The following is a 26,426-nucleotide window of genomic DNA, read 5'->3' as shown; positions in this document are numbered from 1 at the left end:
TACCGCGCACCGCGCTGATTATCAGGTAGACTATGTCTCACCACTATGTCACCACTATCTCACCGCCCAGTGGCTAACCGAGTTTACACCGTGAAACGATTCCTGATTGCATTGATCATCACCAGCCAACTGTCTGGCTGTGGCAGTATCATAAGCCGAACGGTCAAAGGACAAGGACAGGGCCACCAATACTATCCCGGCGTGCAGTGGCTGCTTCAGGATCGCTGGTGGAAATACCTGGTGATTATCGATCTGCCGCTCTCAATGCTCGCCGACACAATCTTGTTGCCCATAGACATGAAACACGGCCCTTATGAATAAATAGGGTCTCGACCGTGTAATTCAACCCGATTACGGCCGCTGGTTTTGGCCTGATAGAGCGCCGCGTCCGCTTTATCGATCAGTCGCTGGTAATCCGGGTGGTAATCAAACTCAGCCACCCCAATGCTGAGGGTAACGGAAAACGATTGGCTACCGAAGGCGCTGATCGCCGTTGCGGCCACCTTTTCACGCAATGTATCGACGATCACCTTTGCCTGATGCAGCGACGTTTCCACTAACAGCACCATGAACTCTTCCCCGCCATAGCGGAAGACATAATCACTGCTGCGAACGTGATCGTAGATCATGGCTGAAATACTTTTCAGCGTTGCATCGCCGGTGTCGTGACCGTAGCGATCGTTAACCTGTTTAAAATGGTCCACGTCCATCATCACTACCGTAAAGGGTTTTCTGTCGCTGGTCGCCAGCGCAATTTCCCGGCGCATAATGGTCGGAATAAAACGCCGATTCAGCAGGTTTGTCAGAGTGTCCTTACCGTTTTCAAACTTGACCAGTTCATCAAACATGGACGTGATAATCAGCGTAATTTGCCCGGTGAGTTGCCGCACATGGCGTAACAGGCGCATGCGCTCCTCCGCCTGAGAAACCTGCCCTGGTGAAGCGACATCGATTTCACTGTCAACTTTGTCGATCAGCGTATCCGTTTCACGCAGCAGATCGGGGAAACCAAACAGGTGTTTTCCCTTGTGAGAGAACCATAATCCAAATTCCGAGCGCCCCAGGGGGGTAATGTCAGCCAAAGGTAATTCTGTCGCCACGTGATAGATAAACTGGTTTTCCCAGTTCATTAGCGCCCCAAGCTGCCTTTCTCGTTCTACGCTAACGTCATCGTACACGCTCAATACGCGATAGCGTTCCTGATCGCGCATGGCATTTTTATAGGTAGGGGAATAGGCTATGGTCATCGCTTCCAGAGCAGTATCCATTGCCAATCCGCTAAAACAAAGCGCGCTATTGATAACAAACGGAGAGTGTTCCCCTTTATTGGTTAACAGCGGATAGAGATCGTTTTTTAATTTACGGGCACCGCGTGCCACCAAATCGATAGGCAGACCAATGCGTGCGTGCACCACGCCCACATGGTGCTGTTGGGCGAGTAGTACAGCCAAATCTTGCTGAGAGCTGCCCAACACGCTGCGCAACCAGTGGAACATACTGATACTTAACTGTTCTGTGACCTGGCGGGTATTCAGATAGCGATGCGCATGCTCATCGTTGAGCATGTAATCATAAAAGTGGTCTACCAGATAGCGTATTTCATCATCACTCAGGGATATCAGCAGGGCATGCGCTTCCGGCTGCGTGATGTCAACCAGGGTGCGCCATTCACTCAATAATGGCTCGATATGATAATCGTTTTTTACAGAAATAGTCATGGGTAGGACATAAAGTGGTTAACCAGATGCTATCATAGGCGATTCATCTGCCATATACTACCGTGCTAACAGTTTCATTACGGATTATTTCCCTACAACAGCATCAGATTTACAACAGTAATCACCCTCACCCATTTGATTGCGGAAAGAGCGGAAATAGTTTTTTTTCTTTTCACCTAAACGTTATGCTCATTTTGGCGCCTTTCAGAGAACCTATTACTTATTTCCACATGTTATTCAGGCCTATTATTAACCGAAAACAGGAGGTCAACCATTATGGCTATAACCATAAACCAGCATAGAGCGCTCATAGGAAATTATCATCATGATAAAATGGAAGTAAATGCAAAGCAGTGCAATAAGAAAGCATCACACAAAGCGTATAACAAGGTTCAAGAAATAACATTCACTTTGAATATTAAAAACATCGCACCCTCATATCATACTTGTCAGCACAGGGGGCGCCGTTTGCAATTAAAACAAATAATATGCTTTATGTTATTACTGAATCACGTCCGTGGACATACGGTGCTCACTGGCGAAAACCTAGACATCCCCCCTCCCCCGCTGGCATTAAAAAAATATAATCAAACGCTGCCTTTTTTAAATATACGTTTGCCCATCAAAACAAAGATCACAACAAATCGCCAACAATGTACCGATGATAATGAAAAAAAAACCGCAGGAAAACCAGAGAAGCGACCTATTCAATAACCGATGGAGCCACGCATTCGGCAGCGTCATCGCCCGAAAAGATATATGTGTTTGGCAAAACGGGCATCATTACCAATGACGAAAAAACTTACTATACGGTGGATAAAAAAAGAGGAGATATTTTTTTTGAAAATGCAGGTATGTCATTAAAGAAATTTTATGCTGATTACCAGAAACGAATGCCTTCTTTGACAACGCTGGCCGCATCAATCATGAAGAAAAACTTAAAAGAGAAATTCAATCTAGATATCGATCCAGATAAAAATTACTTTATGCTGTTCAATTCAGCGATGAGTTGCTCGGATTGCTTTAGTGGTTGGTGCTTCACGGGAAAACCGATAGAATATGGATCGTTGTCAAGCTACCTGCTACGAAACTTCCCCGCTGATGCTCAGGAAAATCTGGTATCTGTAAATAGCCAATCCGGTATTTATCGCGTTGCACCTGATACTGCCAATGTCTTTGACCGGGAAAACGAAGTTCAACTACTTCCAACAACGTTTATCCAGCTGGTGTGGGATATCAACTTTTACCAACAAGCCTCATCCATCTACACCGACATCTTTAATAACAAGGGCATCCATAGCAAAAAGAACTTTATCGATTTTATTATCAACCTCTCCTCTCAACAACTCAGTCACCGCGCGATATCTGATCTATTGTCGGGAGCCGGGTTGACTAAAAATAACAATGTAACGGCGTGGTTATTGGATATTAATGGCTATCAGGCGACCGATCTCATCGTTTTTTACAATAACAGCAATCGCCATGTTACGCTGTATCTACCCAGAGCTGAGAACAAATTTGCAGAGTTTGACAGTATAGAAGATATGCGAACTTGGGTGCTCGATAGCGGTCATGATAACGCCCGTAAGGAGAGCATCGCTTCTCACTTTTCACTCAAAAACCGCCAGGATGGGGTAATTTACTCAGGCATAGATAATTGGTTAACGTCACAATCCAATAGCGTTAATCGCGAACGGGATAAACACAAAATAGGCGCACAGCGCACACCTATTGCATCCTCAACCTTCTTCACTTTTATGGCGAACAGGCAGCGCGAATGTTTTTTCAGCGATCTGGATTCGCGGATAACATCAGATGCCGAAGTCACTCGTGACATCTGGGAAAGAGACATTGATGCCTCGGCCATTCTGCCCAATCCAATCACTCCTCTTGCTGCGTTGGCAATTCATCTCGAACACGCTTTCGAAGGCGATACCAGCGAGGAAAGGCAACAAGAATGGAATAAAGTATCGAACGATATCGTCAACCTTGTCTTGATGATAACGTTAGACAAGGTCGGTCGTTTTAATACAGAGGGCTATGAGTTTATTGATAAAATAAAAAACTCACTGGCACAAGAGAGCCGCGCGGTGGTGCTTGATAACACCCTTTCTTTCGAGCACGTCAACGTCAATATCCCCGAACCGGAGATGCTGTCAGCCACACATCACATTAACCTACGCACGCACAACCTTCCTGAACTGGATAAGGCCTTTTTCTCTGAGACCAAACCTGATGCGCAGGGTATTTTCCATTATTCAGACCCACATTCTGCTACCGATAAATTAGCCATTTGTATCAAAAACCGTTTTTATGCTGTACGCCCCGGTACATTTCAAGGCATGTATGTTCTTGATGATGATCGGGAGATCGTTTTATTTGATGGCAGTTACTTTGAAAGAAAACAACCTCCCCTTGAACGCGTTAGCTATACAGAATGCCGTACTCGCCGAGCGCCTGGCACATCCTGTACTCGGATATCAACATCCATTCAAGATGCCCTCACCAGGAACAGGGATCGGGGATTTACCAAAGAAGATGCCATGATCATTGGTCGAGATCCTGCGCACCCGGCTTTATTTATCAATATTGAAGGTAAGAAATTTATCGGCTTAGATGACAGGTTTTTTAGAATAAAGGAAAAGGAAAATGTGTTTACCATCTATGCACGGAAAAGAACGGGGTTGTTAGCGACCTTTCGACGCCGCAAAGAGATTGCCACATTTCAATTCAGCCTGTTGCAGGGTGAACAGTATATCCACACGCCAACAGAAGCGATAATGGAGACGCTTGGCGCTTCCCGCCCCGCCGCCAGCCTTTATAACCAATATCGGGAGCGCGGCGGAGGACAATACCAGACAAACGCCGCCGAACGACGCGCCATTAACGATTACACGCGCAACGTTTCTGACATGATCAATGAGTATCTCGAACTCGACATGCCTGAACACTTCTTGAGTCCGCTGTTCGCAGAACAATCATTCCAGATGGTGACAAATATACGGTCGTTGCTGAACAAACTGCCCAGTTTTCACGGTGTGGTATATCGCGGTGGCGAGTTATCCCCCGAGCTCAGGGCAACCTTAAAACCCGGAGATACCCTTCTGGTTAAAAAATTTGTATCCACCTCCGCCGACAAGAATATCGCGATGGCCCACAAAGCCGGTAAAGGACCCCATCAAGCCTTGTACAAAATCCATGTCACCCATACCGCACACGCCATCAGCGGGTTCACCCACAACCTGCATGAAGCGGAAGTGCTGATTGAAGATCGCACCTTGTTCCGATGTCTTTCTATTGAGGGTGATAATGTCGAACTGAAAGAGGTGCTGGATGCCTCTCGTCTCGATGAGACCAACGTAAAAATAGCGTCAATCTAGCCTTGCGCTATGCGGCGTTAGCTTTTCTGGGCAAGCAGCGTCTGACGTGACGTAACAGCAAAGCAAGATAGCCGTCACAATCCAGATAAATAAAACACTGTTTTATATTGTATGAACGCTGTTTTGAATTATATACTCCGCACCGCCTTATAAGTAAGGTTCTAGATACCTTTGCCCCGACTCCAGTCGGGGTTTTTTTTATCTGAAACCGCTTTGGCTGGCGCACCAAACCCGTGTTTTAGCCATTAAGGCCACGGCGCTTATTCCAAGGCATGTGCATTAGCAATCTGGCCATACCGCAAAATCCGCTGATACCCGCAAACACCAATCCCGCACCGATGAAACCGGCGACACTAAAAAAAGCCGGATGCAGCGTGTACCCCAAGACAACGCTTATCGCTGTTAGCCCACCGGCGACAATTTGCACCTGGCGCATCACTGGCAGCGGTTGAGAGCGGTCCACGTCAACCGGCAAACCCGCCTTTTTCCAGGCGTTGAGTCCCCCTTCCAGCAAAAATGCGTTTTGCCCGGGAACCAGTGCTGCTATCTGTTGTGCATATTGTTCGCAGCGCGCCCCTGATAAACAGTAAAAAACCACCGTGTTATTCGCGGGTAGTGTGATTCCCGGCGGTTGGTTGGCGTGATCCGCCAGTGAATACAGACGTGATTGCGCAATGTGCTCACGCTGGAATTCAGCGGTCTGGCGAATGTCGACCATCAACGCCCCATCAGCCTGACGCTGCCGAGCATCTAACGGGGAAAGGTAGGGCAGAGTTGCCATGGTATTCCTCTCTATTCAAGGACAATAAATGTCTTTGAGCGTCGTGATGATACGTTCCAGATCGTGGTTAGCGATCGCGTATAACATTGTCGTGCCTTCACGCTGAGCGACGACCAACCCTTCAGAACGCATACGCGCCAAATGCTGCGATGTGGCAGAAGGGCTCAAGCCGCACGCCTGCCCGAGTGCGCCAGCACTCACTTGCTGACGCTCAACCAGCATACACAGGATCAGCAACCGATTGGCATTGGCCATCGCCTTTAACAACAACGCAGCGTCATGGGCACGCCGCTGCAATTCACTCACTGCATCTGGCATCATTATTACTTTAGAATAGCCTTAATTAAGTAAATACTAAAATTAAAATTAAAACAAATCAAGCGTTTTCTCTTAAAAGTGTGACCAGGGCTGGAGCATCGTTCGGTTGGCTGTTACTCTATTAAAAATCGGTCCACTGTTTCAGATTTCTTCTGCACCTGACGTACTGTTGGGGGCGATCATTAGTCAGATCAACGTTTTCAGTAGTAAAACAAGACACACTATCGCGGCTTTGCGTAATGATACCAGCAGGTAGCGTTATCGCGATGACACTGTTGCGCAACCAGGTCTTATTCAGAATACATTCAAAGCGGTGCATGAAAAACTTCTCTCGATTAGTCAATAGATATCACCAAACGGATTGGTACAAAAAGCGGCACTCAAACCGTGTTCTGCTCTGGCGTGAGATCACACCGCTGGCCGTGCCCATTTTTATCGAAGGACTGTGTGTGGTGCTGATGGGGGTATTCAGCACCTTTCTTGTCAGTTGGTTGGGCAAGGAATCCATGGCCGCCGTGGGTCTGGCCGACAGTTTCAACATGCTCATCATCGCTTTCTTTACCGCCGTCGCGCTGGGCACAGCAGTCGTGGTGGCATTCAGTCTGGGCCAGCGCAATCGCAAACAGGCCCGCGCTGCAACGCGTCAGTCTATGTCTTTGCTGGTACTGGTCTCCTTTTTGTTGGTGTTGCTGATTGAACTGGCAGGTGAAGCCATTATCGACCTGATTGCCGGTTCCGCCGATCCACATGTTAAAGCGTTGGCGCTGGTGTTCCTGCGGCAAACGGGCTGGAGCTATCCGGCCATGGCGATTGCGTTAGTCGGCTGTGGGGCGCTGCGCGGTGCCGGTAATACCAAGCTGCCGATGTTTATCAACATCGGCATGAACATCCTCAACATACTGATCAGTAGCGTGCTGATATACGGGATTTTTTCCTGGCAGGGTCTGGGGTTTTATGGCGCAGGTATTGGCACGACGCTGTCACGCTATATCGGTGCGGTGTTTGTGATCCTCACGTTGATGCACGGCTTTAACGGCGCACTGCGCATTCCGTTCAAATCCTATTTTGCCCCTTTCACTTACACCATTCTGTATGAAGTGTTAAGCATCGGTATTCCTGCCAGCGTAGAATCCGTGATGTTTAATCTAGGCAAGTTGATCACACAGCGCTTTGTCGCCGGAATGGGCACAGAGGTTATCGCGGGCAATTTTATCGCCTTCTCTATCGCAGCACTGATCAACCTCCCCGGCAATGCCCTGGGGTCTACAGCCACCATCATCGTTGGAACACGCCTGGGTAAAGGGCAGGTTTTTCAGTCGATTCGCCAGTTGCAGTATATTTTTGTGCTTTCCAATATCGGTTTATGCATCCTCGCCTTATCCTCAATACCTTCGGCCAGTTTCCTGTCATCACTGTATACCAACGAGCCGGAAGTTATTGAGGTTGCCAAGCAGTTGCTGTGGCTGAACGCGCTATTCACCCCCTTTTGGGCCGCGGCCTGGGTGGTGCCTGCGGGTTTGAAAGGGGCAAAAGATGCCAGTTACACCATGTGGGTAGCCATGGCGAGCATGTGGGGATGCCGCATTGTGGCGGGTTATATCCTGGGTATCTGGCTCGGCTTTGGCGTTATCGGCGTATGGATGGGCATGTTCTTTGACTGGATTGTGCGCGGTTTGTTGTACTATCGCCGTATGACCAGCGGCCGGTGGCTGTGGCGCTACCGGCCTCCCACCGCTTAATACGCGGTAGACGTTATTGGCTTGACCAGCAGCGCTACATTAGCGCCCAAGCGTTTTGCGGGCGCTCAATGGCCGAAAGCGAAATGCCATCACAATAAGCACCACCACACCCCATGCCATGATGGTCCAGGCTTGTTCCAACCCTTCGGTGTGCTGTCGAATCACACCCGCGAGCGTCGGCATCACGCTCGCGAGGATATAGCCACCGCCTTGAACAAAGCCCATCAATCGACCGGTTTCTTGCACATTTGTTGCATGATCGAGTGCAACAATTAGCGAAAGTGGAAACAGCGCACCGATACCCATCCCGAGAAGAATCATCGCGACAAAAGCCAGAGACAGCGGTGCGATCAACAGCAGCATCATGCCTGCCAGCAGTAACACCAGTATCGGCACCAGCAGCATACGCCGATCGGGAAAGCGCGAAATCAATGCGGAAACGGCCAACCCCGCACACACCTCCGTCAGCGTTAACCCTCCCAGCAAAAAGCCACTTTGCGCGGCACTCCAGCCTAACTGCATGTAATAGGGTGGTAGCCAGGCAAGCACCAGCGTGTAAGCGCCCGTTCCTATCCCAAAGAACAGCATCAAGGCCCAATGTTGCAAACCGTGCGGCGCAGGGTGATAAATCGCATTCGGCTCGTGAGCCTCACGCGAAGACGGCGCTTTGCGCCAGACCAACAGCGCGATAAATGCAAGGATACCCCAAAATGCCAACGCACCGGACCAGCCAGCGAGACCCGATAACGGCGAGGCCGTCGCGGCAGCAACGGCTGCCCCCGCCATGATCCCCGTGGTATAAAGCCCCATCAACAGACTGCTGCGCTGGAGAAAGAAGCGCTTGATAAACGACGGCACCAATGCCTGAATTAACGCAATCCCTACCCCACCAAGCGCCGCACTCACCAGCAACCCAGCACGTGTATCCCATGGAAAACGCACCAGACAAGCGACCATAATGATGGTAATGCCGAGCAGAATGCCGTGATACTCCCCCAGATGACGTTGCAACCAGCCGCCATAAAGCGCACAGATCCCCATTGCCAAAATCGGCAGCGTGGTTAACAGACCAGCCTGACTGTCGTCCAGACCAGTAGCCTGCTGAATTTGTTCAAGCAACGGACCAACCACGGCCAGAATCGGGCGCAGGTTTATCCCAAGCAGCAGAATGGCGATAAAGAGAAACTGGCGTGAGTGCCTGGAGGAAGCGGGCATAAAATGATCCTGTGATTGTTATCTTACCGCTGAGGGTTGTGCCATGAAAAACGCAGGTAGTCGCTTACGTTCGTACCGCGTATTTTTGCACAAATTATCTTAACGTCAAGATAATAATCAGCCATCTTAGCGCTATCGTTTCGTGCTACAGACAAAAAAAATCCGCCATGATGGCGGATTTTTTATATGACATCGCATTCCGGTTCAGAATTGATTTTCTGACCGCGCGACACCCTTAGAAACGGTAGCCTACGCCAACCGCCCAGGTGCCAACATCGATGCTGCGGATACGGCTTTGTTCATAACCAACATCCAGGGCAACGTCCTGAATCGGGTTGAATTGCAGACCAGCACCGTAGGTGAAACCATAATCATCATTATGGTTGTTATCAGTACCGTCAGCCGCATTGTAAGTGTATTTACCGTGGCTCAGGCCAATCACGCCGTAGACGCTTGCCCAATCATTGATACGGTAAGCCGGGCCCGCAGTAAAGCCCATGTATTGGCCTTTATTGTAGTAACCGTCGTTGGACTGGCTGTCTTCCAGATAGGTGAAGGAGCTGATCACGCCAACCTGGCTGTCGTCAAACTCATAGCGGTATTTAAGGTTAAAACCTTTCGCTTTGTTCACCACGCCCTGGGCATCACCCTGAGCATAACCGGCGGATACGGTACTTTGGCCGGCGAATGCGGAACCTGCGCTTACTGCAAATACGCAAGCCAGTGCGGAAAGACACGCAAATTTTTTCATATACTGCCTCGAATTCATCTTATGAAAGAAGTTTAAGCAGGGTTAATATAACAAAAAAAACCGATGATGCTGCGCATTAAATATTTATCAAACGGCCTACAGATGTAACAAATATTTTCAATGAATGCATAACATGATGATTTTTAATCATTAAAAAACGATGACCACGAAACTAAAATTAATTCCCACCTGGCAGTAAAATACAGATAAATCTTAATATTGCGTTCAGTTAATATACAGCCCGCTATTCATCCCGCACTGAAAATAAATATATCGTAAATAAAAGTCAATTAAAGTAAGCGCGGTGCCGACAAATCCTTTACACTAGATTAATGTGGAAAAATCCTAATTTATGGGCGTCTTTTCCCACACCATCGTAACGACTTCCCTGCTTATCAAGGCCCAAAGGATGACCTTATCTGCTTTGCGCAGCTCGACGCTGCTGCCTGTTCTTCTGATCGTGATTGCGATGCTTTCCATCCAAAGTGGGGCTGCTTTAGCGAAAAACCTGTTTCCGTTGATAGGTGCACCCGGCGTCACCGCACTGCGCCTTGGGCTTGGTGCTCTGATCTTGTGCGTTGTTTTTAAACCCTGGCGCATGCGTATTCAGGGGAATCGATTGCCGCTGTTGCTGTACGGCCTGACTCTCGGTGGCATGAACTTTTTGTTTTATCTTTCTATTCGCACGGTTCCACTTGGCGTAGCGGTCGCGCTTGAATTTACCGGCCCACTCGCTGTAGCCATTTTCTCGTCGCGTCGGGCGCTCGATTTCCTTTGGATTCTTTTGGCGCTAGCCGGTATGTGGTTCCTATTGCCACTGGACAATGACATCGCCAACGTCGATATGCAAGGCGCGCTCTGTGCCATCGGCGCAGGAGCCTGCTGGGCGTTATATATTGTGTTCGGAAAAAGAGCGGGCGCCAACCATGGCCCAGCGACGGCAGCGATTGGCTCATTGATTGCGGCCATGGTGTTTTGCCCTGTAGGGGCTTATTTCGCAGACACGTCGTTGCTCTCTCCTGCCATTCTTCCGCTTGGCATCGCGATTGCGATCCTTTCCACGGCACTGCCCTACTCGCTGGAGATGATGGCACTAACCCGTCTTCCCGCCAAGACCTTCAGCACGCTGATGAGCGTGGAGCCTGTCATTGCCGCTCTTTCCGGGATTCTGTTTCTCGGTGAGCATCTGTTGCTGACACAATGGTTAGCGCTGTTTTGCATCATTGCCGCTTCCCTCGGTGCAACGCTCACAGTAAAACGAGCACGCATCACCGATAGCGCCCAAGGCTGACACCCCACTCCGCCTGAATTCAATCGCGTTTCTTCTCTTGCAGGCAACCTACTGCGGCAAGAGAAGGCCCCTTTCAGATATATTGCATTACGGATGATACCAGCGTCTGAATAGCCGCAGGGTATTACCAGAGCTAAATAATTCTCATTCATTATGGTTATTTACTATAATAACGATGAGCGATTTCTATAATTAAATCAGCCCAAAAGAGATACACCTGCACAGTACATGGGCAATTTCTATAATAGGTATTACCTTGTTATTCCCTGCATCGAACTCTGCTATAGTTATTTCCATTGAGCAGTCAGATTATTATTTCACTTGTCAGGAGGAGATACCTTATGGCTACGGCTAAATTGGTAAAAGCAGCAGCATCCGACCTCATCTATACCCGCAATAATCTGGATGAGCACGTCAAAACGTCCACCATCAAGCTATTGGACAAGTTAGTTGTCGATTTAATCGATTTATCATTGATCACCAAGCAAGCCCATTGGAACATGCGCGGCGCCAATTTTATCGCCGTTCACGAAATGCTGGATGGCTTCCGCACCGCCCTTACCGACCATCTTGATACGCTGGCAGAGCGCGTAGTACAACTGGGTGGCGTTGCACTGGGTACGGTACAGGTCATTAATAAAGAGACCTCGCTGAAAAGCTACCCAACCAATATCCACAGCGTACAGGATCACTTGAAAGCGCTGGCGGAGCGTTACGGCGTTGTCGCGAACGAAGTGCGCAGTGCTATTGCGAAAACTGACGATGAAGACAGTGCGGATATGTTAACGGCAGCCTCTCGCGATCTGGATAAATTCCTGTGGTTTATCGAAGCCAACATCGCTGAATAACCGCCGCGTCATACCGGCATATAGGTTAGCGGGCCATCGTAGACATGCTGTTCTCGATGGCCTACACATTCAGTTACGCTTTATGTGCCCTACCCTTTGCACTTTTTCCTCTTAATATTCGTACAAAAAGTTAGCTTTTATCCCTTCAAACACAATCAACGGTTGTGTCTCGCAGCATAATCAGTTATTCATAGCGGCGTCCCGTGCCGGAGGCGACGTTCGCGTGCATTGGCGACACTGAATAAAAACAAGGAGTTATAAAATATAACCCTCTGTTTCTACAGCTTTTTTCCTTAAATACTATTATTAGTAGTGCCTGCTTGAAACAGGCTTCCCACAAACGGCTAATTAGGAAGGATCGGATGAAATCACTACTTAAGGCCTCATTGGCAGCGCTGGCGCTGACCATGAGCGTTTCCAGCTACGCGGCGGACAAGCCTCTCATCGTTGCCACAGACACAGCGTTTGTTCCCTTCGAGTTCAAGCAAGGCGATAAATACGTCGGCTTCGACATCGATCTCTGGGACGCTATCGCGAAAGAACTGAAACTGGAATACACCCTGAAACCGATGGACTTCGCAGGTATTATTCCTGCCCTGCAAACCCGCAATATTGATTTGGCGCTGGCAGGGATCACCATCACTGAAGAACGCAAACGCGCCGTCGATTTTTCTGATGGTTACTACAACAGCGGCTTGCTGGTGATGGTAAAAGCAGACAACACCAGCATTCAGGGTGAACAGGATCTGGCGGGCAAAGTGGTGGCGGTGAAAAGCGGCACCGGTTCAGTTGACTACGCCAAAGCCAATATCAAGACGAAAGAACTGCGCCAGTTCCCGAATATTGATAATGCATACATGGAGTTAGGTGTCGGTCGTGCCGATGCGGTACTGCATGATACGCCGAATATCCTGTACTTCATCAAAACAGCGGGCAACGGTCAGTTTAAAGCGGTGGGTGATTCCATCAAGGCACAACAATACGGTGTCGCCTTCCCGAAAGGCAGCGAACTGCGTGAAAAAGTAAATGCGGCATTGAAAACGCTGCGTGACAACGGCACCTATGCTGAAATTTATAAAAAATGGTTCGGCACTGAACCGAAATAATTGCCGTATCAGTCTGGAGAACGTTCATGCAGTTTGATTGGAGTGCCATCTGGCCTTCTCTGCCTCTTCTGTTAGAAGGGGCAAAAATGACCTTGCTGATATCCGTGCTGGGTCTGCTGGGTGGCTTGGTTATCGGTGTTGTCGCGGGCTTTGCCCGCGTTTACGGGAGCTGGATCTCTAATAACATCGCGTTGGTGTTTATTGAAATCATCCGCGGCACACCGATTGTTGTACAAGTCATGTTTATTTACTTTGCCTTGCCGATGATCCTGACGTCGGTGCGTATCGATCCTTTCGCCGCTGCGGTAGTCACCATAATGATCAACTCCGGTGCCTATATCGCGGAAATTACGCGCGGATCGGTATTGTCGATTCACAAAGGTTTTCGTGAGGCGGGTTTGGCACTGGGGCTATCAAAACGCGATACGCTACGCCATGTGATTGCACCGTTGGCGTTGCGTCGGATGTTACCTCCATTAGGCAACCAATGGATCATCAGTATCAAAGATACCTCGCTGTTCATCGTTATCGGCGTGGCGGAACTGACGCGTTCCGGACAAGAAATCATTGCGGGCAATTTTCGCGCACTGGAAATCTGGAGTGCGGTTGCGGTGATCTATCTGGTCATTACCTTGGTACTGAGTTTCATTTTGCGTCTTCTGGAAAGAAAACTTAAAATTATATGATTGAATTCAAGAACGTTTCTAAACACTTTGGTCAGACAAAGGTGTTGCATGACATCAATCTGAATATCAACCAGGGTGAAGTGGTGGTGATTATCGGGCCTTCAGGCTCCGGTAAGTCCACCCTGCTGCGCTGCATCAATAAGCTGGAAGAAATTACCAGCGGTGAGCTGATTGTCGACGGCCTGAAAGTGAACGACCCTAAAGTTGATGAGCGCCTTATCCGTCAGGAAGCGGGTATGGTGTTTCAACAATTTTATCTTTTCCCACACCTGACCGCGCTGGAAAATGTGGCATTTGGCCCGATTCGCGTGCGCGGTGCCAGCAAAGCGGAAGCTGAAAAGCTGGCACTGGAACTGTTGGCGAAAGTGGGTCTGTCTGAACGTGCGAACCATTTTCCGTCCGAGCTTTCTGGCGGTCAGCAGCAGCGCGTGGCAATTGCCCGTGCACTCGCCGTCAAACCCAAACTGATGCTGTTTGATGAGCCAACCTCGGCACTCGATCCCGAATTACGTCACGAAGTGCTGACAGTAATGAAAGATCTTGCGGACGAAGGCATGACCATGGTCATCGTCACGCACGAAGTGGGATTTGCTCATAAAGTCGCTTCACGGTTGATTTTTATTGATAAAGGCCGTATCGCTCAAGATGGCGATCCTGAAGAACTGATCACCAATCCCCCCAGCGAGCGGTTGCGGGAGTTCTTGCAGCACGTTTCCTGATAGAGCGACTTCGTACTCATGTTCGCAATAACGGGCGTATCCTGACGGTTACGCCCGTTTTCTTTATCCATCCACCTGAGATTACATCAGTAAACAACGCTCTTCGAGCCCTCTCCCAGGTTTACATTTGATCCTGCCCACGGAATAGATCTTTTAGTGACCACAACGCTAACCTCCCCAATAGGTTCTCCATGGCCTTAGACATGACAATCCCGTTGCCCGTCGTCAGTCATCGATACGGTAGAGGAATGCCAAGGCGTTAACACATTTGACGAAGAGTCGTTTATAAACGAAAATGCACACCTATCAGATTGAGCACTATTTGACCGCCGCAGGGCAACGACGAGGCAAAGATGAAAAGAAGCAGACCCCATGACGAAGCAATGGCTACGCTCTACCGCAACGATCCTGCTCTGGCTCTTGAGGTAATCAATGATATTCTCAGCAATGGTGACCAACCGGAATTGTTAAGCGTTCTGCGCCAACTCACACAAGCGTTTGGCGGAGTGCAGAGCGTAGCCGAACAAGCACACCTTAATCCCACGCAGTTATATCGTACGCTATCGCCCAAAGGCAATCCGGCATTGAGCAGTCTGACCGCAATCCTCAAGGCCATGGGGTTGCGTCTGGCCGTACAGCCACTGACTACGCCTGCTGCCAGCCGATAGTATGCCGCCTTACCCCTCTCGGGTGGCAGAGGTAAAGCGAGAAGGTTTAGCGATTCACGCTATATGCGGATATTCGCGCTCAATAAACAAAGCAAACGCCTCGCACATCGCACTATCGCCATCGCGGTTGTCTGCCAGCACGCGAGCACCGTCGACAATACGGATATGGGCGTTCAAATCGGCATCAGCCTCAGGTTGCGGATGCTGGGCGGCATGCTGGATAGCCGCTTGCGCCTGCTGCCACGCCTGCTCAACCGTCAAATTACAAGCCTGAGCCAGGTAAGCCGGATTGAACCCTTCGCCTGTCAGACTGCGCAGCGTGTCATCATGGCTGACGCTGTTGCCAGGCCGCCAGTAATGCAGGGCCAGATCCGGGCCAATGGCCGGGTTATCCGTGAGATAACCATCGCGCTTGAGAAAGAAATGCCGCGTTTGCTCAACCGCCATCAGCGCCAGCAGATAACCCTGGTATGAACAGGCCGACTCCATCGATAACAGATGCGGAATGGCAATGGTAGGGCGCGGGCTCCCGCCAACGCCCAAAATGCACTGCTCGATGTCTCGCGCCAGCTGGGTGATGGTAGCTGGCGTGCGTGCATCATCATCCATGCTGTAAAGCTGCCATTCAAAGTAAGGCACCAACAGAATATGGCGCTCGTTAAAAGCACGCATCGGTTGGCGCACAGCGATATCGGCCTCAATCAACGCATCAGAGAGCGCTTCGCCCTGACGGTTCTTGGCATAGCGTTTCAGCCAGTCAGCATCGTGCAGCAGGCTGTCGCAAAACATGGATTGCGTTTCCGCATAGGCCATCGATGTAGGCGGAAACTCCTGCGAGAAGCAAGGTGCATTTTGACGGATATTGGCAAAATGCGCCGCATGGCCGCCTTCATGAAACAGGGTGTTGATACCCGTTGCGCCGCTGCCCACTTGGTCCGGTTTAGCCAGGCTGGTGAAATTGATTTTTGCCGGCAGCCACTGCCCTTCCTGAACAAAGGGCGGAACCGGGCCATGCATAAAACCGTTTTCATATTTACCTTTACGCACCAACAAATCCAGTTGCATCTCTGCGCCATTAAACCCGATGTGCAGTCGCTTAAAGCTGTTAATCCAGCGTTCTAACGAGGCGGAAAAAGGAAAATAGGGGTCGAGTTGGCGGGTAACGTCTCCTGCGCTGGCATAACGAATATTCCACGGTTGCAGCGCGCTGTCGCCCTTCTCGCTCGCGAGGGCGGCCAGACTGCGCGCATTCGCTTCGCGCGTTTGCGCTTCAAAACGGTCGAGAATGGCAAACAACTGTTCTGGAGTCATTCGCTCCGTTTTATTCACTTTATAGTCAAAATAATTGCGATATCCCATCTGCCGGGCAAACCGGTTACGCAGTGTAATCAGTTCAGGGAAACCATGGTGTAATAACCACTGTTCCACATCGCGTAGGGCCTGTTGTGAACTTTGGCGATAAGATTCGTTGTCGTTGGTTGCCTGATTGGTGAGCAATTCACCTAAGGAGGCAGAGACTTTCACCCCCTCAGCATTCAGGTGAGTGACCTCATAATTTTTCCGTCGCGTATAGAGCGCACTTTCCGCAGCGATAATCTCATCCATCAGCGCTTGCGCCTGCGGATCTTCAATCACATTACAATCAAAAAAACGATACCACCCCTGCAAGCCATGCAGTAACTCAGCCACCGGCGAGGTCTGCCCCACGTCTGGCAGGGCTTCAAGCGCAGCAATATGAGTACGCAACGCTTTCAACCGTTCAGGATCAGCGATAAAGCGTTTATAGGCGCTTTCAGCAGCAGCGAACTTCTCCGCAGCGCGGTCTCCGCCAATCCCCATATAGTGTTGCCAAAAACACGCTTCTTTCTCCTGATGCACGGCGAGATAGTCGCGATTCAGAGCATTGAAATACGCTAAAGCCTGTTGCATATGCATCCCTTTCTAAAGTTGACCCAAGCACCTATCAGGGCGTCGGTCAGTAAACATCAAGCCCCCTTTCTGCTCTCACTTACCACAGCGGTCAGGCTTAACAAGGCTTTCATAATCATACCTTTTGATATGTTGGATTGCATAGATGATTGCCCGACATCGCGCGGCATCCTGCTGGGGAACAAGCGGCCATGGAGATCATCGATAATATTGACCAGTGAATCAGCATTATCCATGATAATATTGGCTCTGAGCATATCGTCATGGAGAACCAATTGTTTAAACCGTTCAATATTGGGGCGTTGAATACCGACGCGTTGTGCGTAAGCCTCTAAAAAGTCATCATCAAAGTGTAAAATGTTGGTTTGATCTCTCCCGGTTAATTGATCTTCGAACGCCTCGGGGATATCCTCCGGCTCGCCAATTCTCGAGGTGTAGGGGCTCGGGAAAAAATCTCTCGTTCCACCAGCAACATGGGAGACCTCATGCAATGCCGTCAAATGCAATGCATTATTAAATAATTCACTATTAGTAAACCTGTCCGCTAAAATCATTACACGCCTATTGGCATCAATATAGTGAGTAAACCCTAATGAACCTTGCGTCTCGGCATAGGGTACGCCGCTTCGTCTGGCGGTAGCCAGATAGATTTTGTCATAATAGTTATCAAAATAATGGCAAATCTTATCTAAATAGTGCTTGAGTCTTTCCAACGCGATACCAATGATCTCAGGCGTATCGATAGCAAGCACTTCTTCCATATAATCACTGATGATACGTTCAGAAATATCGGCATCAACTCGCCTTTCAACGTTTGAGAAATACACTTCATAAATTTTATTTCTCACCTCATTGGACATTATTTTCGCATCATTAATGGTTGAAGTGAAGTACCATAAATTCTCTCTTAAAAAATAGAATCTTTCGGGGATAGACTCAAGCCCATCGGTCACACTATGAATATAAACATGTGACATTTCAGTTTTCGCAGCGATGATGTCCAACCATTGATCGGGAAAGTAATTTTCCAACACCGTTTCCCGATAAAAAGTAAGGTCCACATCTATTCTATTTTCGGGAGTATGACCAAATCGTGGTGGTAAAAAATCGGTTAACAAAGAGACACCGAGGTGTTCGATAAATTCATTTTCTACCAGATTAACATCGAATGTCTGTGAGTTAACCTCAACAATTCTCCTGGGAATATTGTAGAGAAGATGTGTATTTTTCAGCTCAGGAATCTGTGCGTTAAGAATGAGATGCTGTGGCATCACATTCTGGCGATGCAGTGGAATAAGCTGATTATCCTGGTTCAATAGAAAGCGTTTACCCGCCAATGCGCCAGTGTCTGGATTGGCTAAAACATAAATACCCGGATGATTCACTCTGCTGATTCTTTCTACAGGTACACTTACCTGTGAATAAGGCAGTCGAGCGGAAATGACAGAAGAGGGAGGCACTGGCAGCCTTTCCAGCCACCGTTCAGAGACGAGTTTTTCTGCAAGGGCGAGGGTGTTTTTGTCTCTGTTGAGGAAAGCGACCAATTTTTCAGTAAATCCTCTTCCTATACCTGTCATAAGTTCAAATCCGGGATCAAGGCTTCTGAGTGTGTTTTTTCCCAGCGACGTCATTTCTTGCAGGGTAGGTACTGATATCTCTTTCAAAAAGACCTCAGTTCCTGTTATTTTTTCTCCTGTACGTAAAATCTTTCTTGCATGATAGGCGGCCTTCCCTAACCCCATACCAAATTTCCCTCCCATACGCGCAGCCTGAGACAATACAGGGGCGATCGCCAGCGCATCCATCATGCACGAGGGCACTGCCTGTACGGGATTATTATTGATAATTCCATCGATACAGTCATAGAATGGAACAACCTTACTGACGAGTTTCCAGGCGTTTTGCAACTCAGACGCATCATTGCCCGTCTTGTAGAGCAAGTGATAGAGATTTTCACTGTGCATATCGCTCAACGTGCCAATGATTTTATTTTTATCATCTCCATTCCCCAATGGATTTTTTCGGTCAGTAAGAATAGTGAAATGAAACGTATCTTTATCGGTTGTTAATTCTCGGCCAGCAACCACTCGATGACGACCAAAATCCCGATAATCGAGAACATCAGCTTCAATGTAACGCAGAATATCACGGTCAACCCTGACAATAGAATAACCGCTGGATGTATCTTGGCCTCCCCACTTCAGCGCGTAAATTCTTTCCTGCTCACCATGGATTACAGATAGAAGATCTGTTTTTTCTAAATTAATATATAAATTCTTATCCAGCGCATAGTTATAAGCGACAATCATGGCGTGCCGCGTATTCATACTAAAAGAGGCAGGGTAGACCGTCGCATTCGGTGAAAAAAAGAAATTAAGCTCATTTTCTTCCATGTTTTCCAACACAGAACCGATCAGGCTTTTATCCAGTTCACCGAAGCAATCAGAGACGTTTTTCGTCAATCGATGGTACTCGCCATCCAGGCTGTCTGGCGCTGCGCGGCAAGGTTTTAATACACCATTCATATAAAGCTGTTTGGATTGACTTTGCGATTTTTCACGTTTTTGTTGCAGTGTTCGTATGGCATCCGCCCTGTCATCTAGAGCCGGTAACTCATGGGGCGGACAATCAGCAATAATTTTTTCAGCCAATTGCCCTTTACTGAGCCAGTGGTCTACGGCAGATTGATAACATTGCAACTGTGTGATTAACCGTTGCCGCGTTGCTTCACTCTTTTTCCTGATCTCAATATAATTATCGATAATATCTCTACTTATACTGTGAAATCTTTTTTCCGAATGGATCCTTCCCGGTATTTTTTCAGCAGCAAAAAACAGCGCTGGAAGTAAAAAATAGACCACTTTATCGGCACTGACACCTTCTTCAAGGGCAATACGCCATAGCGCTTCGCCCAGTTGAATACTCTGCTCACGGTTAAAGTGACGTAACTGGCCAACATCAGATAGGAAGCGTGTACCCGTATACAAATGACTAAATTCGGTGCTGTTTAATGACAGGTCATCTATTTTTTGCTCGGAGAAGCAGAGCAACGGCAACTCTTTTTGCAAAAATGACGACCACATTGCTTCAAGATCGGCTCGCCACTCTGTTGGGACGCTCTCCAGGTTAACATGTTTTTCACTGTCAAGCGTGCTCAAGGCCGCCAGGTGTTTAATACTGCTCACGGTATAATAATTAGGGTAATCAGCAGTTGCCATTTTTCGGGTTAAATATTCACTGAGTGGCATTCCCAGAAAGGTGTCAAACACCCAGTTTCTGATCACTATCGCAACTTGCTCACGCGAAAGATGCTCTCCTTTTTGACTTCCATATTCCCCTGAGGCACGGAGAATATGCCTGGCCACGATATCCATTCTGTGTAATGGCACTGAGTCACCCTCAATGTCCATATTAAAAAGCCAATGTGCAACCCCAGAGACCAGTTGCTCTTTAGATAAAGCACAATATTTTTCACTGCACGGTAACACCCCTTTTTTTCTCAAAAAATGGATGAGGTTTTCATTGTTTTTTCCATTATTCACCGAAGGCGTTTTTCGATGCCGGATAATAGGGTGTGTTGTTAGCACCTCAGCCGGAGGCATAGGGAAAAGAGGTGTTACTCCCGTTGCTGGCCGCGATGCCTTATCGCGCTGATTTATCATGCCGATGCTCAAGGTGACATGTTGCGGCACACCCTCTGGGCTGCGTGGCGTAACTGATTGTAATTCCGAACCGGTTAACGCCTTTGCGGTGCTCACCGAGCTATTAGACACCGTACTGAGTAATGATAAAAGCTGTAATAGCGCATGAGCTATACTGTGCCTGTCCCTATTTCCTGAATGTAATCCCGGCGTGCTGGCTAATCGTTTTACCTGCTCATCCTGTTGACGCTGACCCCCATATTTTTTATCTTGCTGATAAGTATAATTACCGATGACGTGTCGATGCTGATCCGCCACCAAAGAAATTCTTGGCATGATATTTCCTTATATAGTTATAGGGCATATTGCTTAAAGGCATATAATATAGCGCTGTACTAAATACAAATTAAACCATTCCCCTGCTATAGAAATTAACACACAGAAATATAACAGAGCTCGCGATAATTCCTTTATTACTCGATAAATACGATCTGATTATCATCAGTTTTAGCACGGGTGAATAACAAATAACCGTCGTAACCAGGAAACCTATCGGGGGGGAGATAAACGCGTCGAAAAAAAACCAGTGAATACCAAATGTATTCAACTGGTTTTTCAGGGGATGAAGGGTGATGTTAGCGCTCAGACACTGGTATTTTAGCCAAAACGTTTACTAATCGTCGCCACCGCTTGTTCCATGGTCGGAGACATACCGCCCGCAACCAGACAACAGGCAAGTTGCAAACGCAGGGCATAAGGTAGCGCAATTTCCCCCGCCAGGCACTGCGCGGTCCAACGCGCGGTCGTCGCCACATCACGGGCGATCGGCAACTTATCCGGCGCTACCACAATATCCTGGCGTTGTTGCAGCACTACGCTGTGTTGGCCCTGGATAAAGTGAATTTCAGGGCAGCGCTGTGGATTAGCATACACCTCGCCCTCCGTGCCGTGCATCAGCAGCGCTCGCGCCTCGATATCCAGAAAAAACTGATTAAGGCGGCTAACGTATTCCGGATGAGAAACGCTGGTTAAACGCAATGCCTCTTGCTCACCGAACGGCGTCAACAATTTAGCCAGCGTATGGCTGCTATTGCGCACGCCCATGCGCCAGCGCAGCTGCAACTGTTTATCCAAGGCAGGACTCAGGGCTGAAATTGGAATGAATACCGGGAAGCCCTCATCAATCAATGACTGCGCTGCCTTGGCGCTGTTCGCACTTTTCACCCCGAGCGCTTGCAGAATTTCCGCGCTGGTTACCCGCGTTGGGTCATTTTCAACGCCGTGCACCACCACCGGAAAGCCCAATTTAACCAGCAGTAACGCCAGCAGCGGCGTCAGGTTGGCCTGACGTCGCGCACCGTTGTAGCTAGGGATAACGATAGGCATAGGGCGACCCGCAGGCGCGTGCAGGCGTAACACTTGCTCGCTGGCAGCCTGATAGAAACCGCGCAGTTCTGCTTCACCTTCCCCTTTGATTCGCAAGGCAATCAGTATACCGCCCAGTTCCAGATCGGGCACATCACCTTGCAGCATATGACGATACAGCGTGTAGGCGGCGTCTTGATCCAAATCACGTGCGTGATTTTTCCCCCGCCCGACCTCTTTGATGATGGTGGTAAAGTCCATGCGTTCTCCCGCGAAAAAGACGATCGATCTCTTTGTGCAAAAATAGCATGTTTATATCAGGCTGGCACATCGCGTTGTTCAATGGGAAATACCGGCAACGCCGCCAGCAGTTGCGCACCGTATCCCTTGGTCAACAAACGCCTGTCATAGATAACGATCTCGCCAAAACAGCTATGGCTGCGAATCAAGCGCCCGACCTGCTGAATCAGGTTAAAGGAAGCGGCGGGTAGGCTTTGTACCACGAAGGGATGGCGTTTTTGGCTTTTTAGCCACTCTCCTTCAGTGAGGATCACCGGGCTGTCAATCGGGGGAAAAGCAATCTTATGGATATGTACCTGCGACAGCAGCTCACCTTTCAAATCCAGTCCTTCGGCAAAAGATTGCAAGCCAACCAGTACGCTGACATCGCCCGCCTCAACGCGTTGGCGGTGTAGCGCAATCAAGCGCGAACGCGGCTGATCCCCCTGTACCAACAGCATCAAGCGCAAATCGGTGACCTGTGAGAGAAACTGCTGCATCGCCCTTTGGCTGGCGAACAGCACCAAAATCCCTTTGTGCGCCTGTTGCGCCAGTGATTGGCGGAAAAAACGCGCCATTTCGGCAATGTGTGGCACTTCATTTTCCAACAACGGCTCACAGTGCATTTTGGGGATCACCAGTTTGCCTTGCTGACAGTGGTTGAAAGGCGAATCCAGCGTAATAAAACGATCGCCCTCCTCTTCATCCAGGCCAGAAAGCTCTTTCAGTCGCTGGTAACTGTTCAGGGAGCGTAAGGTCGCAGAGGTCAGCACCACGTGCGACACATTGCGCCACAGTAGCCGGTCGAGCTGGTCACAAACGCGTATTCCCGCACAATGTAACGATAGCCGCCACTGCCCTTCTCGGTATTTCCGATGCAGCCATTTGGATACCGGCGCATTGGAGACTTTCTCCAGCGCAGCCAAATGCCAGAGCTGCGTTTTACTCTCCAGATAGCTCATGACACGGCTCATACGCAATAGCGCCTGATGAACCCGCACCACATCGTGCTTACCGGTTTTCTCACCAAGATCGTGAGACAGGTATTCGGTTAAGCCACGCAGGCCATCCGTCAACTTATGCAGCCGTACGCACACCTGGCGCATCTCTTCCGGCATCACCCCCATCGGGAAGCGATACTCGCTTTCTTGCCCTTCGCCCCCCAGAAACAGCTCACTCATGGCAACAAAGGCGGCGTTCTGCTCGAGCATCTCTTCAATATGTGCCGTCAACCGTTCGGGGTTGGTCAGACGCGGCGGCGATTTGGGCGGGAACTGCGCCATACAGGTCGCCACCAGTTGGATCAGACTGTCCAACTGCGTTTTGACATACGCCGGGGTAATATCCCCCGCCATTTCCAGCGAATCGCGCGCCACATCCGGCACGTGATGCCCCTCATCCAGCACCAACAGCAGATCTTTCGCGGCCGGAAGCACCGAATCGCTCTCCATGGCCGCCATCACCAAGGCGTGGTTGCTCACCACCACTTCCGTATTTTCAATCTCACGGCGGGCGATAAAAAACGGGCAGTCACGGTAATAGTGGCAATTTTTACCCAGACAGTTGGCTTTATCGGTACTGACCTTACGCCATAGCGTATCTTCGACCGTCAGGCTGTAGTGGTCGCGCATGCCATCCCACTCGTAGCCTTGAAACGCTTTCGCCATCTTGAGACAGGCCCCGCGCTCTTCTTTACTGGCCGGTTCCAGCTCATCACTGAGAAACGCCAGCAAATCCCCTTGCGCCGTCTCGGAGGTCAGTGCCGCCAGATTGCGTGGGCAGAGATAGCGCGCCCGGCCAAAAGCGGCGGTGAAGGTGAGATCCGGGATGAATTTTTTCAGCAGCGGCAGATCTTTGGTCACAATCTGATCCTGCAACGCGATATTGGCGGTGCTGATCACCAGCGTCTTGCTTTCTGCGCGCGCAATTGCAATGCCGGGAATCAGGTAGGACAGGGTTTTACCCACGCCAGTAGGTGCCTCAATAACCGCGTGACGCGGGTATTCCCCCGCCAGGGTTTTCGCCACTTCGGCGATCATCTGTCGCTGCGGAGCACGAGAGATAAAATCAGGAATATGTTGTTGCAGCGCCTTATACCACTGGTCGATTTGCTGCTTGATTGTGGGGGTAAGCGCCATGCCATCTCAATGTCTGTCCAATTCTGCGGCTATTGTCCCACAGACGGCGGCAAACGTCAGCCGCCATTCCCCTCGACAAACCCGCACGCAGCCAGTAGGGTAAAGAAAATACGGATAACGAGTCTTTCCCATGTCTGCGGTGCACCGCGTCAAACAAGCGTATTGGTTTTCTCCGCACCTGCCTCAGGTCGAGTGCCGTTCAACCTGGTGCAGCGCTCAGGGTTACAAAACCCATTCGCACACCCAGCTCTCCCTCGGTTTAGTCGTGGCGGGTAACACCGTTTGCCACTATCGCGGAGCAGACCACCTGTTGCGCGCGGGGGATATGGTGTTGATAGACCCCGATGCGCCGCACAGTTGTACCCCGCTGCCCGGACAAACGCGCAGCTATCATATGTTTTACCTCGACGCGTCCTGGTGCCGGGCAATTTTGTCCCAACAGTGCGGGCAGCCGGTGGCCGCGCTCCATTGCCACCCAGTGCGCGTGCAAGACCCCGCGCTGTTTGGTGATGGCCTGCAACTGCTCAATAGCCTGTATCGCCACGATATACACAGCGCAACACCGCAGTTGAACGCGATGGTATCCACGCTGTTGTCCCGTTACTGTTCTGCCCAGCAGCCACTCACGGAGCAATCCACAACGCGCTATATGCGCCAGCGTCTGCTGAGCAATTTGCAAACATCGCCGTCTCTGACCACGCTGGCACAGGAACTGCACCTGCGCCGGGAAACACTGGTACGACATTTCCGCGAAGATACCGGCATCACGCCCATGGCTTTCCTTAACAATGCGCGCATTGAATATGCCAAGACGCTGATCAAGCAGGGCGTACCGCTGGCTGATGCCGGATACCAAAGCGGCTTTAGCGATCAGAGCCATTTTCACAAAATCTTTGTGCTGCACACGGCGGCGACGCCGGGACAATATCAGCAAGCAAGCGGGTCCCCCTCTGCCGCGATCACTATTTGACAATAATTAGCCCGACAAGCTCACTAGACTTGGCCTCGTTTATTTTATTGAGGTCACTGTTATGGTTATTGATACCCTGTTTCCTGCCCATTTCCCCGCGCTCGCTTTAGCGCATTTTGTCGCATTGCTCAGCCCCGGTCCCGATTTCTTCTTGCTGGCCGCCTATGCGCTGCGCCACCGCCTGCGCGGCAGTATCGGCATCTGTGTAGGCATCGCGCTCGGCAACGGATGCTATATCCTGCTGGCTATTCTGGGCGGCGCTGCCATTCAGCAGGCGCCCCCTCTGTTTATTGTGCTGCAACTCGCCGGGGCGCTGTATCTGCTGTGGGTAGGTTCACAGTTGGTGCGCAGTTCAGCACGTACCACCGCGCTAACGGCCACAGAAACACATCGCCTGCCTTCACTGACACACCAGTTGTTACTTGGCCTGGGTTCCTCGTTGCTTAATCCCAAAAATATGCTGTTTTATATCAGCCTGATGGCCAGTATTCTTGGCCCATCCGTCACACTGATACAGCAAACCGTCAGCGGAGGGTGGATGTTCAGCGTGGTATTACTGTGGGATATCGCCTTAGCTGCGGTTATTGGTCAACAACGCATACAGCAAGCGTTGCAACGCTACCTTTATCTGATTGAACGCGGCGCAGGGGCTATTCTGATGCTGTTTGGCGGTTATCTGTTGCTGGGGTTATGGCCGGGTTGATACCGTTAAACGTGCAGGCCGCTTGTTTCATACGCAAGAGGCTTTATAATTTATGGCGATTAACAAAAGGATAACCTTATGAATCTCGGCAAAATCGCCATGATCGGCTTGTTTTCATTGATGACGTTAGGCGGCATCAGCGGTCTGATGCTGGTCGGCTACATCATTCTGGTTCACGGCG

The 26,426-nt window shown here is 49.7% G+C and carries 21 protein-coding genes; 12 read left to right on the top strand and 9 right to left on the bottom strand.

Annotation, left to right across the window (positions count from 1 at the left end; genetic code table 11):
- Nucleotides 1-45: 45 nt before the first annotated feature.
- Entirely contained in the window at nt 46-321 is a 276-nt protein-coding gene (locus tag J5069_RS01325) for a YceK/YidQ family lipoprotein (protein ID WP_264627567.1), read from the top strand.
- On the opposite strand, the gene J5069_RS01320 is transcribed toward J5069_RS01325, so the two are convergent.
- Entirely contained in the window at nt 312-1,718 is a 1,407-nt protein-coding gene (locus J5069_RS01320; protein ID WP_264642163.1) for a GGDEF domain-containing protein, read from the bottom strand. The genes J5069_RS01325 and J5069_RS01320 overlap by 10 nt on opposite strands.
- 276 nt (nt 1,719-1,994) lie before the next feature.
- Here J5069_RS01320 and J5069_RS01315 point away from each other — a divergent pair, with 276 nt between their 5' ends.
- Both J5069_RS01315 and J5069_RS01310 read left to right on the top strand, forming a co-directional pair.
- Nucleotides 1,995-2,432 (top strand): hypothetical protein, encoded by a 438-nt coding sequence (locus J5069_RS01315; RefSeq protein ID WP_264642162.1) that lies wholly within the window; start codon nt 1,995-1,997, stop codon nt 2,430-2,432.
- 47 nt (nt 2,433-2,479) lie between these two features.
- Entirely contained in the window at nt 2,480-5,098 is a 2,619-nt protein-coding gene (locus J5069_RS01310) for an ADP-ribosyltransferase (RefSeq protein WP_264642161.1), read from the top strand.
- A gap of 238 nt (nt 5,099-5,336) precedes the next feature.
- Here J5069_RS01310 and J5069_RS01305 read toward each other — a convergent pair whose 3' ends face one another.
- Entirely contained in the window at nt 5,337-5,879 is a 543-nt protein-coding gene (locus tag J5069_RS01305) for a rhodanese family protein (RefSeq protein WP_264642160.1), read from the bottom strand.
- 15 nt (nt 5,880-5,894) lie between these two features.
- The gene (locus J5069_RS01300; protein WP_264628100.1) at nt 5,895-6,197 is read right to left on the bottom strand and encodes an ArsR/SmtB family transcription factor; all 303 of its coding nucleotides are present in this window, start codon (nt 6,195-6,197) and stop codon (nt 5,895-5,897) included.
- Nucleotides 6,198-6,514: 317 nt separating this feature from the next.
- Here J5069_RS01300 and J5069_RS01295 point away from each other — a divergent pair, with 317 nt between their 5' ends.
- Nucleotides 6,515-7,936 (top strand): EmmdR/YeeO family multidrug/toxin efflux MATE transporter, encoded by a 1,422-nt coding sequence (locus J5069_RS01295; RefSeq protein ID WP_264642159.1) that lies wholly within the window; start codon nt 6,515-6,517, stop codon nt 7,934-7,936.
- A 39-nt stretch (nt 7,937-7,975) separates the two neighbouring features.
- Here the strand turns inward: J5069_RS01295 and J5069_RS01290 are convergent, their stop codons facing one another.
- Together J5069_RS01290 and ompX are read right to left on the bottom strand one after the other, a co-directional pair.
- Nucleotides 7,976-9,151 (bottom strand): MFS transporter, encoded by a 1,176-nt coding sequence (locus tag J5069_RS01290; RefSeq protein WP_264642158.1) that lies wholly within the window; start codon nt 9,149-9,151, stop codon nt 7,976-7,978.
- Nucleotides 9,152-9,386: 235 nt separating this feature from the next.
- On the bottom strand, nt 9,387-9,902 hold the full coding sequence (gene ompX / locus J5069_RS01285; protein ID WP_264642157.1) for an outer membrane protein OmpX: 516 nt from the start codon (nt 9,900-9,902) through the stop codon (nt 9,387-9,389).
- A gap of 409 nt (nt 9,903-10,311) precedes the next feature.
- On the opposite strand from ompX, the gene rhtA reads away from it, so the two are divergent.
- From rhtA to J5069_RS01255, 6 genes are all read left to right on the top strand, one after another.
- Nucleotides 10,312-11,193, top strand: a complete 882-nt coding sequence (gene rhtA, locus J5069_RS01280; protein WP_264642156.1) for a threonine/homoserine exporter RhtA — start codon at nt 10,312-10,314, stop codon at nt 11,191-11,193.
- 341 nt (nt 11,194-11,534) lie between these two features.
- A complete protein-coding gene (gene dps, locus J5069_RS01275) occupies nt 11,535-12,041 on the top strand; it encodes a DNA starvation/stationary phase protection protein Dps (RefSeq protein WP_264642155.1) in 507 nt (168 codons plus the stop codon).
- A 362-nt stretch (nt 12,042-12,403) separates the two neighbouring features.
- The gene (gene glnH / locus J5069_RS01270) at nt 12,404-13,147 is read left to right on the top strand and encodes a glutamine ABC transporter substrate-binding protein GlnH (RefSeq protein WP_264642154.1); all 744 of its coding nucleotides are present in this window, start codon (nt 12,404-12,406) and stop codon (nt 13,145-13,147) included.
- Nucleotides 13,148-13,173: 26 nt separating this feature from the next.
- Nucleotides 13,174-13,833 carry a glutamine ABC transporter permease GlnP gene (glnP, locus tag J5069_RS01265; RefSeq protein ID WP_264642153.1) on the top strand — a complete coding sequence of 220 codons (660 nt, stop codon included), beginning with the start codon at nt 13,174-13,176 and terminating at the stop codon, nt 13,831-13,833.
- Entirely contained in the window at nt 13,830-14,552 is a 723-nt protein-coding gene (gene glnQ / locus J5069_RS01260; protein ID WP_264642152.1) for a glutamine ABC transporter ATP-binding protein GlnQ, read from the top strand. The genes glnP and glnQ overlap by 4 nt, the downstream gene beginning before the upstream one ends.
- Before the next feature lie 353 nt (nt 14,553-14,905).
- Nucleotides 14,906-15,220, top strand: coding sequence for a DNA-binding protein (locus J5069_RS01255; protein WP_264628834.1), 315 nt, complete (start codon nt 14,906-14,908; stop codon nt 15,218-15,220).
- Between the two features lie 54 nt (nt 15,221-15,274).
- Here the strand turns inward: J5069_RS01255 and J5069_RS01250 are convergent, their stop codons facing one another.
- The 4 genes from J5069_RS01250 to dinG all read right to left on the bottom strand — a co-directional run bounded on the left by J5069_RS01250 (nt 15,275) and on the right by dinG (nt 24,572).
- Entirely contained in the window at nt 15,275-17,149 is a 1,875-nt protein-coding gene (locus tag J5069_RS01250; protein ID WP_264642151.1) for a M3 family metallopeptidase, read from the bottom strand.
- A gap of 56 nt (nt 17,150-17,205) precedes the next feature.
- Complete coding sequence (locus J5069_RS01245; protein WP_264642150.1) at nt 17,206-21,126, bottom strand: hypothetical protein; 3,921 nt, start codon at nt 21,124-21,126, stop codon at nt 17,206-17,208.
- 321 nt (nt 21,127-21,447) lie between these two features.
- The gene (gene ybiB / locus J5069_RS01240; protein ID WP_264642149.1) at nt 21,448-22,416 is read right to left on the bottom strand and encodes a DNA-binding protein YbiB; all 969 of its coding nucleotides are present in this window, start codon (nt 22,414-22,416) and stop codon (nt 21,448-21,450) included.
- A 56-nt stretch (nt 22,417-22,472) separates the two neighbouring features.
- The gene (dinG, locus tag J5069_RS01235; protein WP_264642148.1) at nt 22,473-24,572 is read right to left on the bottom strand and encodes an ATP-dependent DNA helicase DinG; all 2,100 of its coding nucleotides are present in this window, start codon (nt 24,570-24,572) and stop codon (nt 22,473-22,475) included.
- Between the two features lie 130 nt (nt 24,573-24,702).
- Between dinG and J5069_RS01230 the strand changes: the two genes are divergently transcribed.
- Nucleotides 24,703-25,542: a helix-turn-helix domain-containing protein gene (locus J5069_RS01230; RefSeq protein ID WP_264642147.1), complete on the top strand. Its 840-nt coding sequence runs from the start codon at nt 24,703-24,705 to the stop codon at nt 25,540-25,542.
- Between the two features lie 61 nt (nt 25,543-25,603).
- Nucleotides 25,604-26,245 carry a LysE family translocator gene (locus tag J5069_RS01225; RefSeq protein WP_264642146.1) on the top strand — a complete coding sequence of 214 codons (642 nt, stop codon included), beginning with the start codon at nt 25,604-25,606 and terminating at the stop codon, nt 26,243-26,245.
- The last annotated feature ends 181 nt before the right edge of the window (nt 26,246-26,426 follow it).

The sequence above is a fragment of the Candidatus Symbiopectobacterium sp. NZEC127 genome (genome assembly GCF_025962675.1).
Lineage (GTDB): Bacteria > Pseudomonadota > Gammaproteobacteria > Enterobacterales > Enterobacteriaceae > Symbiopectobacterium.
This window is presented reverse-complemented; position numbering and strand designations above follow the sequence as displayed.